Raw genomic sequence first — 17,219 nt, 5'->3', positions numbered from 1 at the left:
ATATTTTCAAGTAAAGGATCAAATCAATAGGTTCCTTTAGATAAGAAAATGATCTGTCAAAGCTCCAAATTATTATTTTAACAAAACAATATGGTAACAACATGTCATAACTCTTACAAGTTTAAAACAGAAACCGCCGGGCTTGTAATGTTTTTAACAAATCGACTCTCTCCCTTAAAATATGCTTTCATGGATTTCACCAGGATATGAAGCAATGCGAGGGATTTCTCCTATACCATTAAATTACCAGAATCCCCGTTCACACACTACCTTAAAATGGTAAAAATAAAATAATATAAAAAAAGCAGCACCTTTGATCATGAAGGATACTGCTCTCTGATAAGCATTGAACAGTAATTGTCCTTTGACAAATTGGGATTATACCCCTGTGCGCTTACGTTGATTATTGGGCTTTTTAGTTAATTGGCTTTTAAGCGGTTTTGTTTTTTTCACAACACCGGTTTCAAGTTTATCTTTACTTGTTTCAGCTTGCTTTTGCGCCAATTTCTGCTTGACAGCATCCGCCAGGCTCAACTTTTTATTTTCAGACATCATATTGTCTCCTTTAGTGTTCTACTTCTATTATAATATAGATGAAGGTAGAAAGATAATAGGGAGTTTTTACGATTCTTTCGATTGATCATAAACCGTTTTAAACCATAGCAGATTCTCTAGGACTAATATCCTGTCCTAAAGAAGACTTCATCCTATTGACTTAGTATACTGAATTTGCTAAATTATCTTTAGATTATAATAGCTCCGTACGATGAAACCTAGGTTTTGATGGGAATCAAAAAAACCAACATGCAAAGCTTAATAATATTGGCTCCGTATGGACCGTACGTTGACTGATTGCCGTGGCTTTTAAAAAAGCGCGGATATGGGTGGTAAAGCGAGCACACAACTCGTCCCTCTAAGTAGGGGCGTTTTTTTATTTTCTTAGTAATACTTTCACATGATCCCGTTAGTCCATTCGGCGAGTTTTTCACTAGATCGTAAAAAGGAGACATCATCATGAAAAAAACAGACGTATTATTTATCGGGCTTATGCTTTTCTCCATGTTCTTCGGGGCGGGCAACCTGATTTTTCCTCCATTTTTGGGAGCCTCATCAGGGACTTCCTTCTGGCCGGCCATCGCAGGATTTATCGTCACAGGCGTCGGACTCCCGATTCTAGTTCTGGTCGCCGTTTCCCTCGTCAAAGGCGGGGCAGAAACGATTGGGTCGCGTGTGCACCCAACTTTCAGCAAGATTTTCATGATCGTCATCTATTTAAGCATCGGACCTTTCCTTGCCATACCCAGAAATGCTAACGTCGCCTATGAAATGGGATTCAAACCCTATCTTGGCGACACGATAGGCCAATCGCTCTTTTTATTCCTATTCACGATTGCATTCTTCTTGATCGTTTATGCCATATCGATGAATCCTGAAAAAATGGAGACCATCATGAGCCGTTGGAGCACGCCCACTCTATTAGGGTCTATTGTCATCCTTTGTATCGTTGGCTTTATAAAACTGGATGCACCCTTCCAGGCACCAACAGAGGCGTACGTAACAGGTGCTTTTTCAAAAGGGTTCATTGAAGGTTATAACACGATGGATGCTTTAGCCGCCCTGGCCTTCGGGATTGTCATCCTGACCTCCATCCAAAAGAGAGGGGTATCGGACCGTAAGCAGCTGACTAAGTACACCATAAAGGCTGGAATGGTCACAGCAATCTTCCTATCTCTTGTGTATACATCCTTAGGTTTCATGGGAGCACGCATGGCTGCGAACGGTTCTTATGAAAATGGAACCGATATCTTGACCGCCGCTTCTACCCTATTACTTGGGACAGGCGGGAAAACCCTTTTGGGGATCATCTTCCTATTGGCCTGTATCGCATCCGTAGTAGGATTAACAACAGCCTGTGGACATTATTTTTCCAATCTCATTCCTAAGGCCAGCTACAAAACGGTCGTCCTGCTCATCACGCTAATCGGGTTCACTCTATCCAATCTAGGATTGAATCAAATCTTAAAAGTATCCGTACCTTTCCTAGTGATGGCCTACCCTTTAACAATCGTCCTGGTCGCTTTGACGTTCTTCAGCCGTCACTTTAAGAATCCAAAAAAAGTATACCGGACCGCTATGATTTTCACCGGTATCTTTGCCCTGATCGATGGACTGAGCGCTTTTGATGTACCATTAGGACTCGTGGAAACATTCACCGAAGCCCTTCCGTTTTCTGAACATGGAATGGAATGGGTCCTACCAGCCTTGGTTGGCACGGTCATTGGCATTATTCTAAGCCAAGCAGGGAAAGCATCACCCACCGAAGACATGGAAACCAAATAAGTGGAGCAGATGAGTCCGTTGATTCATCTGCTTTTTTCTCGCCTTCTATTGCTTATTTTTGGAAATGCACACCCTATATTTGGTATGATAAGGATAGAGGAGATGATCAATAAATGTCAAAGCAAACACGTATTGGTAAAACGAATTTGTATGTGAATCAGATTGGTCTCGGTACGAATGCAATTGGTGGACATAACCTATTCCCTAACCTGAATGAAGATACCGGAAGAGAGGTCCTGCGGACAGCTCTTGAAGAGGGCATCAACTTTTGGGATACAGCCTACATTTACGGGCCCGGACGCTCGGAGGAACTGATTGGCGAAGTGCTGAAGGATACCGGTAAACGCGAGGAAGTGGTACTCGCTACGAAAGGTGCCCATAAATTCGTGGATGGTAAAATGGTCATTGACAACTCTCCCGCTTTCCTTAGAGAGTCTGTAGAATCCAGTTTAAAGCGGCTCCAGACTGATTATATTGATTTATTTTACATTCATTTCCCTGATGAAGCTACACCAAAGGATGAGGCTGTCGGGGCTTTAAAAGAATTGAAAGATGCCGGAAAAATCAAGGCGATTGGCGTCTCGAATTTTTCGTTCGAGCAATTAAAAGAAGCCAATAAAGACGGCTATGTCGACGTCTTACAATCCGAATATAACCTGTTTAAACGGGGAGCCGAGCAAGACTTGCTTCCATATACAGCTGAAAATCAAATTTCCTTTGTCCCTTATTTTCCGCTTGCATCCGGCCTGCTTGGTGGCAAATATAATGAAGAATCGAAGTTTGACGACCTGCGAGCTAAAGATCCCCTTTTCCAAGGACAAGCCTATTCCAGCAACTTGCAAAAAGTCGAGGAGCTTCGTGAAATCGCCAACCGAAAAAACGCAGAGGTTGCGGACGTCGCCCTTGCCTGGTATTTAACACGTCATTCCATAGATGTCTTGATACCCGGGTCCAAAAAGCCTGAGCAAGTCTTGCGTAATTTAAAAGCATTGGACGTTGAATTAACCATCGATGATATTGCTGAAATCAGCGCGATTTTCGCTTAAAAGATAAGAGAGAAGCTGTTCAATTTCGATTGAACAGCTTTTTTCTTTATTTCATATTCATGGTCTCCCGCAATGAATGAATAGCATCCCTTCCTGGACAAGAATAATCCCTCAACGTAATATTCACTATTTATATTGCTTCCCTTTTTCTACATTGGTATATTTATTGAATATTCAATCACTAAAGAAAGAGGCCTACCCCATGAAAAAATCTTATATTCTTTTATTTCTTATCTTGGCTAATTTATTCTGGGCAGGTAATTATATTTTCGGCAAATACGTCGTTGCTGAACTTTCGCCGATTCAACTCACGTTTTCACGCTGGCTAATTGCTGTTATCTTATTATTTCCTCTTGCTCATTGGATTGAAAAACCCGATTGGAAAAGTGTATGGAAAGCATGGAAAGTACTATTACTGATGGGCTTGCTCGGCATCATCGGCTATAATTTTTTCCTGTATTGGGCTTTGACCTATACGACTTCCATGAATGCCGCTCTCGTTAATTCGATTACCCCTGCGGTCATCGTCCTGTTTTCCGTCTTACTATTAAAAGAGAACATTTCATTCCTACATGTGATTGGCCTTATTCTATCCTTATTCGGAGTATTATTGGTCTTAACGAATGGACATCTTCAGACCATTTTCCATCTTACCTTCAATAAAGGAGATCTGTTGATGATTCTGGCGATACTTGTCTGGACCTTCTATTCACTCATCGCCAAAAAGATAAAAAATATCCCGGCCATATCAGCCACCGCCGTATCCGTTTTACTTGGACTGATTCTGGCTGCTCCGTTCGCCTTTAGTTCGGGGCTGAACCTTGATGTAAGTACTCAAGCGATGGTAGGCATTTTATATATTGGAATCTTTCCATCCGTTGGTTCCTTCATTTTCTGGAACATTTCACTGCGTCATATTGATGCAAGCCAAGCTGGCGTTTACCTTAATCTCATTGTCGTCTTCACTGCGATTCTAAGCTTGATGTTGGGGCAAAACATCACAATAGTCCAGATTCTTGGCGGCCTTCTTGTCTTCTCCGGTGTCTACTTAGCCACTAAAAAGAAGAAGGATAAAAAAGCTGTGGCTTCTGCTTAAGTAGACATTTTAGCTTTCCCCTTGTTTATCTAGCATGATTTACGTTATCTTTATAGAAGAAAATCTGAATGTAAAGGTGTGCTTTAGTTGAGAATCAATAAATATATTAGTGAATCAGGGATTACTTCGAGACGAGGCGCCGATAAATGGATTGCTGAAGGTCGAGTGACCATAAACGGAGCTGTGGCCGAACTTGGCAGCCAAGCTGAACCGGGCGATGATGTTTGTGTCGATGGCAAACCGATAAAAGTAGAGCAGCAGTATGTATATATTGCACTGAATAAACCCACAGGCATCACAAGCACGACTGAAAAACATATCAAAGGAAACATTGTTGATTTTGTTAATCATCCGCTACGCATTTTCCATGTTGGTCGTCTTGATAAAGACTCAAGCGGTTTGATTCTGCTTACAAATGACGGAGATATCGTAAATGAAATCCTCCGGGCAGAGAACAAGCATGAGAAAGAGTATATTGTCACTGTTGATAAGCCACTTACGGATTCCTTCCTACAAGAGATGTCATCAGGCGTAGAAATTTTGGATACGAAAACACTTCCATGTGAAGTCAAGCCGCTTTCACGCCATACATTCAACATTACCTTAATGCAAGGGTTGAACCGGCAAATCCGCCGCATGTGTACGGCACTGGGTTATGAAGTCCGTGAACTGCAGCGCGTTCGCATCATGAACATCCACTTGGACAGGTTACCCCTCGGTCAATGGCGCGACCTGACAAAAGAAGAATTAAACGAACTATTTGCAGAATTGAATTACACACCAAGAAAAAGATGAGTGAAGAGGATGCCCCCAGATTTGGGAGCATCTTTTTTAGCAGCTGCATTCCTTTTATCGGTCAAACTGCGTAATATATCAGTCAATTTCAACATTTTATCGGTCTAGTTGAAGATATATCGGTCTAATCCAGCTTTTTTTCGGTCAAAGTCCAATTCGACTCCAAAATAAAAAGCAACCATTAGGCTGCTCATTATCGGTTATACCCACCATAGATCGGTTGGACTTTCGTTGATCAGGACGGTTTTCAAGTTCGTCACGGCTCGTTGGAAACCTTCTTCGATCGACATGAGCGGATCTTCGTGTTCGATGCTGACGACGTAATCATACCCATAAGTACGAAGGGCACTCATCATGTCGGACCATTCTTGAAGGCTATGGCCGCAACCAACTGAGCGGAAGTTCCAGGCACGTGTCTGGATGTTGCCGTACGGTTGCATGTCGGTGAGACCGTACATATTGATATTATCTTGGTCCAGATAGGTGTCTTTAGCATGGAAATGATAAATGGCTCCAGCTTTTCCAAGAATTTTAATGGCGCCGACAGGTTCGATTCCCTGCCACCAGAGATGGCTTGGGTCAAGGTTGGCACCGATTGCGTTCGATGTGGCTTCCCGTAGCTTCAACAAGGTGTATGGTGTGTGGACGAGAAAACCTCCATGCAGTTCGAGTCCAATTTTAATATGATGTTCATCAGCAAGCGCAGCGATTTTTTTCCAATAAGGAATCAGTTTTTCTTCCCATTGCCATTTCAAGACGTCCGCATATTCGTTCGGCCATGGAGCAACCGGCCAATTCGGATATTTAGCACCTTCGTGATCACCTGCGGTACCGGAAAAGGTATTGACGACAGGTACATTCATCAAGGCAGCTAACTTAATGGACTTTACTAGATTTTCATCACTTTCCCTAGCCCAGCTTTCATCTGGGGAAATAGGGTTGCCGTGACAGCTGAACGCACTGATGGCTAGCCCCCTTGATTGGATGGCTTCCATGTAGTCCTGCCGCTTTTCTTCACTCTCCAATAGCTCATCCAGTGGACAATGGGCATTACCTGGGTACCCGCCTGTACCGATTTCCACTGTTTTCAATCCAGAGGCTGCCACATAATCAAGCATTTCCTCAAATGTTTTTTGTCCGAATAGTACTGTAAAAACGCCTAGTTTCACTCGCCTCACCTCACCTTTGCATTAATTGATGCTCATGACTTTTCCGCTTGCGGAACTTTGGTAAATAGCTTCAATGATTTTCGATACTTTCATGGCTTCCGCCGGTTTTACCAGTGGTTCGGCAAAACCAAGGCAACTATCGATAAAGTTCGCCGCCTGTTGAAGATCCGGTGTGTCCTCACCTGGCATCCAAACCGCTTCACTATTCAAAAGCATCCCGTGTTTCGCCTGATTCAATATGAGCGGGAACACATCTAGACCGCCCTGTGTTCCGGATAAACTCAAGACTGTCGCTTCTTCACGGATATTCGCGGCCCATGACGTTTCAAATAACAAAGAAGCTCCATTTGCAAATTTGATATAAGCCGTTGCATGATCATCCACTTCAAAAACGGAAGCATCGAAGTTGCCCCATAGATTAACTTGATCGACACCCTTACTGACATAATTATATGTCGAACCTACAATTTCGATTGGTTCTGGGTCATCCATCAGCCATAAAGCCAAGTCAAGCAAGTGACAGCCATAATCGATCACACTGCCTCCGCCTTGCAATTCCTTGCTCGTAAATACGCCCCAACCGGGGACTTTCCTTCGTCGAATGGCCTGAACTCGTGCCACGTATGGCTCTCCAATTTCACCTGCTCGAATCATTTTTTTGGCAGCCTGGGCTTCCTTCATGAACCTGTAATGATACGCAATGGAGAGCACTTTTCCAGATAAGTTTGCCGCATCGGTTATTGCCTTACATTCCTCAGTCGTGATGGCCATCGGCTTTTCACATAAAACATGTACACCAGCCTGCAATGCCGCGATGGAAATCTCGGCATGAAACTTGTTCGGTGTGGCTATCGTGACCGCATCCACTTCGGCAAACATATCTTCATAATTGGTAAAAACTTTTTCAATATGATGTTGCCTGGCGACATCTCTCGCCTTCAATTCATCAATATCCTGAATTGCATATAAAACCACTTTATCCTGTAATGTTTGGAAGGCTGGGATATGCCTTTTTTGGGCAATCCCCCCAGCACCGATAATACCCATTTTCAATTTGTACATGATGACTATTAAACCCCTTTATAAGCGGACGATTTGTCTGGATGCATTTGATTCCATTGCGCCGAGAATGACTTTTAGTGATTGTAATCCTTCAATTCCTGTGACAAGAGGCTCTTCATTGTTTACCACACTTTTTATAAAGTGGCTGATTACTCCAGTATCATGCTGTCCGCCAGAGTCATTTGTCTGGATGCCCCCTAATTCGAAGGTTTCGGTCTTCCCATTCTTATGATGGATAATCAGTGAATATTTAGGGTCGTCTTCTAGACGCAATACGGCTTTTTCCGCATAAATGACCGTTGCGTTGTCTTCTTTTGCGTACGACCAGCTTGCCGTCAGGGTACCAATAATACCGCTTCCCGTTCGCAGGATGCAGGCAGCGCTATCATCAACATCCGCCTGTTGCTTTGCACTCGTTTCCACAAAAGCTCCGACTTCCACAAATTCCTCGCCTAACACATATCGCAGTAAATCGGCTTTATGAACACCTAAGTCCCCCATCGCCCCGATGACCGCTTGATCTTTTTTAAAAAACCAGCTGTTCTCCCCATCGACACTCCAAGTTTCAGGCCCTGAATGTCCAAAAGCTGTCCTGAAGCTGTAAATCTTTCCTAATTCCCCACTCTCAATTAGCTTTTTGGCTTTTTGATGTGAAGGGACAAACCGCTGATTATGACCAATCATTAATATCTTGCCGCTTTTTATAGCTGCTTCATTCATTTTTTCCGCATCTTCTAAAGAGGTCGCCATGGGCTTTTCACAAAGAACATGCTTTCCAGCTTCAAGAGCAGCGATCGTGATGGGGGCATGCAGGTAATTCGGTGTACATACACTAACCACGTCAATATCCTTATTCTTTAAGAGTTCTATATAATCAGTATATGCTTTTGCGTCATACCTTTGTGCCGCTGCATTCGCCCTGTCTTGCGCAATATCACAAACGGCTACAATATCGGTTTCCTGATGCGCTTCATATTCCGGAAAATGCCTATTTTTCGCAATGCTCCCACAACCAATGACTCCCACTTGTACTTTGACCATTCTGCTCTCTCCTTCACTTCATCTCTTGGATGAGATATTCTCCAATGGTACCGCTTTTCCATAAACCACATTGTTGTGAGAACGTGGCTTGACCCACTTGACCGCATTCTTTATCACCTGCTGTATCTCTGGGTTATAGTAGGTCGGATACGTTTCATGGCCAGGCCGGAAATAGAATATCCTTCCTTTTCCACGCTGGTACGTGCATCCGCTTCGGAAAACTTCGCCGCCTTCAAACCAGCTCATTAAGAGCAATTGATCTGGTGCGGGTATATCGAAATGCTCCCCGTACATTTCTTCCTTCTCAAGCTCAATATATTCACCGATTCCTTCAACAATGGGGTGAGCGGGATCCACGACCCAGAGCCGTTCCCTTTCATCCGCTACGCGCCATTTCAGATCGCAGGTCGTTCCCATTAATTGTTTGAAGATTTTCGAAAAGTGTCCTGAATGGAGGACGATAAGGCCCATCCCTTCGAGCACCCGCTTATGAACACGTTGGACGATTTCATCCTGCACTTCATCATGTGCAATATGCCCCCACCAGAGGAGTACATCCGTTTCCTTCAGTACCTCTTCCGTCAGACCATGCTCTTTTTCGTCAAGCGTAGCCGTGTTAACCTCAATCTGATCTTCTTGTAAGAACTCGGCAATCGCGCCATGGATCCCATTTGGATAAATCTCTGCTACCTCTGGCTTCGTTTGTTCATGGCGATACTCGTTCCATACCAAAACCTTCATCAGAATCTCCTCCATATGTTTTTTCGGCGACTTCCCCTGCATGTTTAACTAATACCTCTTATTTTGTTACGCAAACGTTTGCGTTAGAAACAATAAAAAAATAATTTTGAATAATAAGATTAAATACATTGGTAATCTATATTGTAAATTTATGTTAGGAAAAATCAAGCTTTAATTGCTAAAACAATTCTACAATTTCTCTGTAATTTCTTTTTCAATAGCGGAATGTGACTCACGCTGTACGATTTTGGTAGGAACCCGGATACTCTTTTCCATCATTTTAGGATCGGCTATTAAATCAAATACGCACTTTGCTGCTTCATAGCCCAGTTGGTACGTATGAATATCGACCGTGGTTAGTGGTGTACTTAAGAATTCGATAAACTCCGAGTGATTAAAGCAGACGACACTTATTTGTTCCGGAACTTTCAACTTCTTTTCCGCTAACACGCCCAATAACAGCACACCCAATAATAGGTCCATGACTATAAATGCCGTTGGTGATTCAGGTAAATTCAGCAGTTCCTCGATGGCTTTTATGCCATCGGCGCGATTCAATGGAATCAGTTTAATACTTTCCTTTGGCACGCTTAACCTTGCCTGTTCCATTGCTTGTCGGAATCCGCTTAAACGCGCCTGGATCACTTCGAATTCAGGACTGCCCCCTAAAAAGGCAATTCGTTGATGACCAAGATTGATGACGAACTCCGATAATTCCTTAGCCGCTTGAACATTGTCGTTATCAATGAAAGTGATGCCACTCATATCCGTCCTTGGCTTCCCTACCAAGACAAATGGGAAGCTTTGTTTCACTAGATAGGGCACCACTTTATCATCCTGCTTCGAATACAAAACAATCATGCCATCCACGCGTCTACCTTGAACCATTTTAACGACATCTTCAAAAATGGCATCCTCGGTTTCCCCAGTCGTTAGCGAAAGGCTATACCCCTCTTTATTACAAAAGTCGCCAATGCCTCGGATCACTTCTGGAAAGAATGGATTGTACAGGGATTCCCTAGCCGAATTTTTCATTACGATTCCAATGGTCTTCGTGGATTTTGTAACCAAATTCCGGGCATTTTCATTCATATGATAGCCCATTTCCTTCAATACCTTCCGTACTTTACGCTTTGTCTTTTCACTAATGGTAGGACTGTTATGAATAACACGCGATACCGTGGATGGAGCGACATTCGCTTTCTTGGCAACGTCTTTGATCGTTACAGACATTTTCATCTACTCCCGTTCATCGCACAGGGCTTATTATTCCCTATATCTAAATAGTTATTTAACCGCACCGTCAGCAATTCCTTTAATAATTTGTCTTTGGGCAAAAAAGTACGCAATGATAACTGGAATGATTGACAAGGTAAGTCCTGCCAAGGCAAGATGCCATTGTTTCGTATATTGACCGAAAAAGAAGAATAATTTAAGTGGAATGGTCTCAGATCCCGCACCCCCGATAACAAGCGATGGCAAAAGGTAATCATTCCAAATCCAGATGACATTCAAGATCCCGACCGTGATTGACATCGGTTTCAATAATGGAAAAATGATATACCAGAATACTTGAAAACGGTTGGCTCCATCGATTTTAGCCGCTTCATCCAGCGTGATGGGGATCCCTTTTAAAGTACCATGATATAGGAATATGGAGAGACTGCATCCAAACCCTAAGTACATGATGATCAATCCGGTGCGATTCAACATACCCATCTGACCAAATTGGGCTACAAGCGGGATCATCACCGATTGGAATGGAATAAGCATGGCTGCCACAAACACGAAGAACAGCAAAGAACTAAATTTACTTTTATTTCGTGATAGCGCGTATGCGGCCATTGCTGAAAAGATAATAATTATCACGACACTGACAACCGATATAAAGATGGAATTGAATAAAGTCCGAAGAAAATCCAATTGTTCGAAGGCCTGAGTGAAATTTTCTAGTGTCCAGGTATCCGGCAAGCCCAATGTGTCAGAGAAAATCTCGCGTTTCATTTTAAAAGCATTTACGATCATTAAATAAAAAGGGGTGAGCCATAACAAGGCCAATACAAACCCGATCAATCCGACCAGCCAAAGCTTCCAATTCTTTCTCATCATAGCTCAACCTCCCTTTTCTTATTGATATATACCTGTGTCAAGGAAACGGCTGCCACAATCACGAAAAAGATCACGGCCTTGGCCTGTGCATAAGCCATATCATTTTCGGTAAACGCGGATTTAACAATGTTCATTGCGACCATTTCTGTTGAATTGTATGGCGCACCGTTCGTCAAAGAAAGGTTTTGATCATATATTTTGAAAGAGTGTGAAAGCGTCAGGAACAAACTAACCGTGAAGGCTGGTGCCACAAGCGGAAAAGTTATATGGCGAAAACGTTGGAAGCTATTGGCCCCATCGATTTTAGCCGCTTCAATCAGGTCTTCAGGAACTGCCTGTAAATAAGCGATATAAATGATCATGATATATCCCGCCATCTGCCAGGACGTTAAAATGATCAATCCCCAAAATCCAGTCTCGGTTGTGGAAAGCCAACCATTAAATGCCTCTATGCCGGTTACATCGCCAATGGCACCAAAGACTTTGATGAAGATGAACTGCCAAATGAAACCAAGAATCAATCCACCGATTAAGTTCGGCATAAAGAAAATGGTCCGAAGAAGGTTGCTCGATTTCAGTTTTGAAGTCACGATAAGTGCCAAGCTCAAACCAAGAACGTTTATGACCACAATCGCTGTTACAGAAAATTTGATGGTGAACCAAAATGTATCCAGGAAGCCCTTGTCCGAGAATAGGTTTATATAATTTTTGAGACCCGTGAAATCGGGCGTACCCAAACCGTTCCAATTCGTAAATGAATAATAAAACCCGTAAATGAGCGGCACGATCACGACCAAAATGAGCGCGGCTAGAACAGGTGTCAAGAACAGCCAATATGCAGCATCTCGATTTCGCATTTGAAACCGACCTCCTAATATAGTGTGTAAGTAGCGGATATATTTATAGAACAAACAACCAATCGACACAAGTTAGGCTCGATTGGTTGTTTCCCTATTTAACGGAATGCCTATTTACTGTGGATTTTCTCCCAGTTTTCAATGTTTTGTTTGACGAGTTCATCCCATGTCATTTTACCGGTTACATATTTTTGGACACTTGCACCCAGATCATCGTTCCACCCGACTGGATATCCATTGAACACCCATCCAATGGTATTTCCCTCTTGTGAATACTTATAAATTTCTTTTGATAACGGATCGGCAATTTTTTCAACGTCATACCCTTCATAGGCTGGAATGAATTTAAAATCTTCTAATACAGCTTTTTTACCTGCATCGGATGTATACATCCAGTCTAGGAATTTCCTCGCTTCTTCCTGAACTTTCTCATCCGATTTCTTATTTACTGCCCAATAGTTCGGTACCCCGACCGGCATGGCTGCCGTGTCCCCATTCGGAATAGGGATGATGCCTATGCCATTTTCAGCTAATTCGGGATCCATGTCATACACTGTGTTATACACCCAGTTCCCTTGCTGGATGATTGCAACCTTTTCAAGGGAGAATAACTCTTCTACTTGTTGGGAGTAATCAAGGCTTGCCGTTGGCTGAACAGAATATTTATTTTGAATATCGACCAGTTGTTTGAACTTGTCTCCATCCGAGAACTTGACGGTTTCCGCCTTGCTTGCCGTCAACACGTTTCCATCAAACTCCGGTGCTAAAAAGACATTGGATAAATGGTTTCCCGTTACCCATTTCTCTTTGACCGGATACGCGAATACTGCATCAAGCTTCAATTTGCCTTTCTGTGAATCCAGCTTCTTCACTGCATCCTCTAGAGCTGTATAGCTTGTAAGTTCTTCCGCCTTGATTCCGGCTTCTTTAAAGACCCTTTTGTTATAAATCAGGCCATACCCTTCCTGATTGAATGGAAGCCCAAGAATCTGCCCGTCCTCTTCAACGCCATCCAACGTCCCATCCAGTGCTGCCTCTGCAGCTTTCGTATCCTTCAAATCTGATAATCTATCTTTATATTGTTCCACATCGATCGGTCCGCCAATATTAAACACCGCTGGTTCCTCACCGGAAGCAAATTTTGCGGTAATGGCTGATTTATAATCATTCCCGCCGCCAACTGTCGATACTTTGATTTTCACATTTGGGTTCTCTTTTTCATACTGCTTGGCCAGAGTCTCAAATTGCGGCTTAAACTCTACTTTAAATTGGAAAATATCCAGCGTCACTTTATCTTTATTATCGGAATCACTGTCCCCGCCAGTAGAAGAAGAGCAACCTGCCAAGACCACACTAAATATCAATAAAATAGAAAAGATTCCCCCATACCATTTTTTACGCTTCATGCCTATCAACTCTCCCTTTTTCCGTAAATTCCTATACCTTTTAAGAAAACGTTTGCATAAAGTATGAAAAGTAGATATCTTATAAACTGTCATTTCACTATTCTATTGAAAGATAAACCACCACCTTACAAACCTAATTGTAATCGGTTACATTTCTTTTTCTTTATATTACCACTTAATGACATTACTTACAATTAAATGTATAAGTCTACGAATATATTACGTTTCTTCTTCTAAATTATATGATTGAATACCCAAGAATTATTCCTTCTCCTGATTATATAATTTGAACGGATATCCATTCTGGGTATTTCTTCATCTTTTTCAACCATTCAGAATGCAAGCTGTATTTCATTAGAGAAATGGGAAACCAAAAGGCTTCCCTTCCATTCACTTCAAAACCATTTTCACGTTGGAAGACCCATACTCTTCCTTCAATTCGTAATATTTATCACTTGCTTGTCCAAATTCCTCGAACACACCACTAATAAGTAATTCATCCGTTTCCTTATCCACTATGCTGTACTTAATATTGCTCTTCCCAAACTTTCTGTCATCCACTTTTAAAAGAATCATGCTAAACACCTCCATATATAATGGCTGTATTCCTCATGATGGTTGGATTCTTACTTACATAATATAACAATTTATTCAAAATTCACAGATTTTTTTGTCATTTTCAGGGAAATAAAAAAAGACCTGCCTAGGCCCCTTGAAATAAAGTCCGTTTATCCATATAAAAAAAGGAGCCCAATCCGGCTCCCAAAATGATTTTATGACTTCGAAATATCCACGAACCCCTCACCAAATACATCCCTTACATCATGTATCGCGATAAAAGCTTGGCTATCGGTAGACTGAACAATTCTCTTTAACTTGACGACCTCTTGTTTACTAATGACAATATATAGAATTTCCTTCGCATCTTTCGTATAGTAGCCATGTCCATCAAAAACTGTGACCCCTCTATCCATTTTAACCGTTACTTGTTTCGCAATGAGATCTGCTTCTTTCGAGATGATGGTGATTGCCTTTTTCGGGTTTACACCCTCAATGATGAACTCCATTACTTTCGTTCCAATATATAGCATAAGGATGGTTAGCATGAGACCTTCCGCACCGATAATGAAATAGGATGAGACGGCCACGATTATATCAAAGAACAATAACCCATAACTTATGCTCCAGCCTAAATATTTATTTGTGATCCGAGCAAGAATGGTAGAACCTGCCGTCGTACCGCCCACCCGAATGATCAAACCAATTCCTACACCAGCAAACACACCGCCAAATATGGCATTGATTACGATTTCATCCGAAGAAACGTTCCAATTCTCCGTTAAATGTAGAAAAAGAGAATGGAAGGTGACGGCAATAATCGTATAAATGGTTGTAATCCTCGATAAAAATTTATATCCGACAATCAGAAGGAATGCATTCATAATGAAACTTACCAGGCCCGGTGACCACTGGAATAAATAGAATAAAATGATGGTAATCCCCGTTACTCCACCTTCACCGAGATCATTGGGAATAACGAAAAGATTGATTGCCAACGCAAAAATGAACGCACCTATTATTATAATGAGAACATCTAAAGAAGTCTTTTTCATATGTAACTTACCCGCCTTTATATAAACAATTTCCTTGCTATATAGTAACACGTAATTTCTTGATTCCTTCATTGATTTTCTTAATCTGTTAAAATAATTCATCTCTTAAATCAGGAATGGTAAAAGGCCACTGTACTCCCGCTAAACCGGAATACAGTAGCCTGCATACTACCTCTTTTATAGAAGAATCTTGCCATCCGTAATGTTGACGACACGGTCACACAAATCTAACATTCTCTCATCATGCGTCACCATGATGGCTGCCTTGTTTCTTAACTTCACCTCGGTCGCAAGCATTTCCACTACCTCTCGCCCCCGCTTTGAATCAAGGCTTGCAGTGGGTTCATCTGCTAAAATGATGTCTGGATTATTCATCAACGACCGCGCAATTGCTACCCGTTGACGTTCACCGCCTGAAAGCTCTTCTGGCAAATGATTGCACCGATGACTAAGTCCGAGATGACTAAGTAATTCATCAGCTTTTTTCACAGCTTTCTTGTCACGTTGCCCAATCAGTTCTGAAATAAGCAGAAGCTGGTCACGTACGGTAAGGTACGGAACAAGATTGGATGATTGAAAAACAAAGCCAATTTTCTCTAGACGGACACGTGTTAATTTCTTCGGAGAAAATGATGTTATATCCTCATTATTTAAAAGCAAACTACCTTTACTTGGGGAAAGTAAAGCACCTGCTATAGAGAGGAAAGTACTTTTCCCCGAACCTGATGGACCAACAACGGCCACAAATTCCCCAGCTTTCACTTGAAAGGTAACATCGTCAAGAGCCCTCACGATATTCTCACCTTCACCGTAAATTTTGCTGACGTGATCGAATGATAGTTTATGATTCATCATGCTACCCTCCCAATGGCTTCAATGGCATCAATTTTTGACACTCGATATAGTGATAACAAGGAACCCAATACCGAAACAATCAATAAAAGAATCGAATATTGAATGACCAAAGAAGTACTTAATTCAAAAGGCATTCCTTCTGGCATGATGAAAGTGACCCCGTATGTTAGTGCAACACTACTTGCTATACATACCACCGCAAGCATGAACACTTGGCCCACGATACTTTTTGCAAGGTAGCCAGTACTTGCTCCGAGTGCTTTCATGACTCCAAATTGATTCGTCTTCTGTAAAGTGATGACATAGAAGAACACAGCAAGAACAAATGCAGCAATCACAAACAGAAAGGCTATCATCATCGCCAATGTACCTTGTTCTTCTTTAAATCCCGGGATACTTTGAAGCATCTCATCCTTCGTAATGAGATCCACATCAGACACAGACTTCAACGGACCTACTTGATCCATTTGAACCGCAATTGTGCTAATTGCGTCCGTGTTTTTCAACCGAGGATTAATCCCCTGCCATCCCTTAACGTTCATGTATACAACAGGTGTATGGCTGTAGGATTGATTTTCGGTGAATCCTACGATAGTGAATTTGTTACCGGATAATTCATCTACTACCGTATCCCCTACCTTATAGCCGTCCTCTTTTAAAGAATCATTGGCTACTATATCGCCTTTCTTCTTATTATCATAGCTTTTCCCTTCCACGATTTTGGGTGCAAGGAACCCATTGGCATCCGTTGCAAAAATCGTGACATCCGTCTTTTTCGATGTACCTTCTTTATTGAAGGTCAACATCATTTGACCCAGGGCCTCCGCTCCTTCAACACCCGTTGAAGAACGAACCTCACTTAATGTATCCAGCGGAATAGTAGATCGGTTTAGTTTATGCTCCACGTTAGACTCCATCATGAAATAGTCAGCATCCATGCCTTGTATCGATGAAGCATTTTCAGCTGAAAGTCCATTAGCCAATCCAGAAATGATAAAGACCAGCCATGCGACCAAAACCATGATCAACCCGATCAGTAAGTAACGCACCTTTGAATGTTTCAGCTCACGTATTGCTAAAAACATTTTT

Annotated in this window: 17 protein-coding genes; 4 read left to right on the top strand and 13 right to left on the bottom strand. The window is 42.1% G+C overall.

The window, feature by feature from the left end; all coding sequences use genetic code 11:
• Positions 1-378 precede the first annotated feature (378 nt).
• Entirely contained in the window at positions 379-552 is a 174-nt protein-coding gene (locus ACQKIC_RS04495) for a hypothetical protein (RefSeq protein ID WP_402872063.1), read from the bottom strand.
• 462 nt (positions 553-1,014) lie between these two features.
• Between ACQKIC_RS04495 and brnQ the strand changes: the two genes are divergently transcribed.
• From brnQ to rluF, 4 genes are all read left to right on the top strand, one after another.
• Complete coding sequence (gene brnQ, locus ACQKIC_RS04490) at positions 1,015-2,340, top strand: branched-chain amino acid transport system II carrier protein (protein WP_427591634.1); 1,326 nt, start codon at positions 1,015-1,017, stop codon at positions 2,338-2,340.
• A 113-nt stretch (positions 2,341-2,453) separates the two neighbouring features.
• A complete protein-coding gene (locus tag ACQKIC_RS04485; RefSeq protein ID WP_427591635.1) occupies positions 2,454-3,386 on the top strand; it encodes an aldo/keto reductase in 933 nt (310 codons plus the stop codon).
• 202 nt (positions 3,387-3,588) lie between these two features.
• Positions 3,589-4,482: a DMT family transporter gene (locus tag ACQKIC_RS04480; RefSeq protein ID WP_427591636.1), complete on the top strand. Its 894-nt coding sequence runs from the start codon at positions 3,589-3,591 to the stop codon at positions 4,480-4,482.
• Between the two features lie 87 nt (positions 4,483-4,569).
• On the top strand, positions 4,570-5,277 hold the full coding sequence (gene rluF / locus ACQKIC_RS04475) for a 23S rRNA pseudouridine(2604) synthase RluF (protein ID WP_402872080.1): 708 nt from the start codon (positions 4,570-4,572) through the stop codon (positions 5,275-5,277).
• A gap of 200 nt (positions 5,278-5,477) precedes the next feature.
• Here the strand turns inward: rluF and ACQKIC_RS04470 are convergent, their stop codons facing one another.
• From ACQKIC_RS04470 to ACQKIC_RS04415, 12 genes are all read right to left on the bottom strand, one after another.
• The gene (locus ACQKIC_RS04470) at positions 5,478-6,446 is read right to left on the bottom strand and encodes a sugar phosphate isomerase/epimerase family protein (RefSeq protein ID WP_402989263.1); all 969 of its coding nucleotides are present in this window, start codon (positions 6,444-6,446) and stop codon (positions 5,478-5,480) included.
• 21 nt (positions 6,447-6,467) lie between these two features.
• Complete coding sequence (locus tag ACQKIC_RS04465; RefSeq protein WP_402872084.1) at positions 6,468-7,508, bottom strand: Gfo/Idh/MocA family protein; 1,041 nt, start codon at positions 7,506-7,508, stop codon at positions 6,468-6,470.
• 18 nt (positions 7,509-7,526) lie between these two features.
• Positions 7,527-8,549: a Gfo/Idh/MocA family protein gene (locus ACQKIC_RS04460; RefSeq protein ID WP_427591637.1), complete on the bottom strand. Its 1,023-nt coding sequence runs from the start codon at positions 8,547-8,549 to the stop codon at positions 7,527-7,529.
• Between the two features lie 18 nt (positions 8,550-8,567).
• A complete protein-coding gene (locus ACQKIC_RS04455; RefSeq protein ID WP_427591638.1) occupies positions 8,568-9,290 on the bottom strand; it encodes a ThuA domain-containing protein in 723 nt (240 codons plus the stop codon).
• Between the two features lie 189 nt (positions 9,291-9,479).
• Entirely contained in the window at positions 9,480-10,523 is a 1,044-nt protein-coding gene (locus tag ACQKIC_RS04450; protein WP_407407080.1) for a LacI family DNA-binding transcriptional regulator, read from the bottom strand.
• Positions 10,524-10,577: 54 nt separating this feature from the next.
• Positions 10,578-11,399: a carbohydrate ABC transporter permease gene (locus tag ACQKIC_RS04445; RefSeq protein WP_402872094.1), complete on the bottom strand. Its 822-nt coding sequence runs from the start codon at positions 11,397-11,399 to the stop codon at positions 10,578-10,580.
• On the bottom strand, positions 11,396-12,256 hold the full coding sequence (locus tag ACQKIC_RS04440) for a carbohydrate ABC transporter permease (RefSeq protein WP_402872097.1): 861 nt from the start codon (positions 12,254-12,256) through the stop codon (positions 11,396-11,398). The genes ACQKIC_RS04445 and ACQKIC_RS04440 overlap by 4 nt, the downstream gene beginning before the upstream one ends.
• Positions 12,257-12,366: 110 nt before the next feature.
• Positions 12,367-13,662 carry an ABC transporter substrate-binding protein gene (locus ACQKIC_RS04435; protein WP_402872101.1) on the bottom strand — a complete coding sequence of 432 codons (1,296 nt, stop codon included), beginning with the start codon at positions 13,660-13,662 and terminating at the stop codon, positions 12,367-12,369.
• 390 nt (positions 13,663-14,052) lie between these two features.
• A complete protein-coding gene (locus tag ACQKIC_RS04430) occupies positions 14,053-14,238 on the bottom strand; it encodes a hypothetical protein (protein ID WP_402989277.1) in 186 nt (61 codons plus the stop codon).
• A gap of 197 nt (positions 14,239-14,435) precedes the next feature.
• Complete coding sequence (locus ACQKIC_RS04425; RefSeq protein ID WP_402872314.1) at positions 14,436-15,275, bottom strand: YitT family protein; 840 nt, start codon at positions 15,273-15,275, stop codon at positions 14,436-14,438.
• Positions 15,276-15,452: 177 nt separating this feature from the next.
• Positions 15,453-16,130 carry an ABC transporter ATP-binding protein gene (locus ACQKIC_RS04420; RefSeq protein WP_402958533.1) on the bottom strand — a complete coding sequence of 226 codons (678 nt, stop codon included), beginning with the start codon at positions 16,128-16,130 and terminating at the stop codon, positions 15,453-15,455.
• Complete coding sequence (locus ACQKIC_RS04415) at positions 16,127-17,215, bottom strand: ABC transporter permease (RefSeq protein ID WP_402958535.1); 1,089 nt, start codon at positions 17,213-17,215, stop codon at positions 16,127-16,129. The genes ACQKIC_RS04420 and ACQKIC_RS04415 overlap by 4 nt, the downstream gene beginning before the upstream one ends.
• Positions 17,216-17,219: the final 4 nt, after the last annotated feature.

This window comes from Peribacillus sp. NPDC046944, assembly GCF_050272735.1.
GTDB lineage: Bacteria > Bacillota > Bacilli > Bacillales > DSM-1321 > Peribacillus.
The sequence above is the reverse complement of the archived record's forward strand: the minus strand, read 5'-3'. Positions and strand labels throughout refer to the sequence as shown.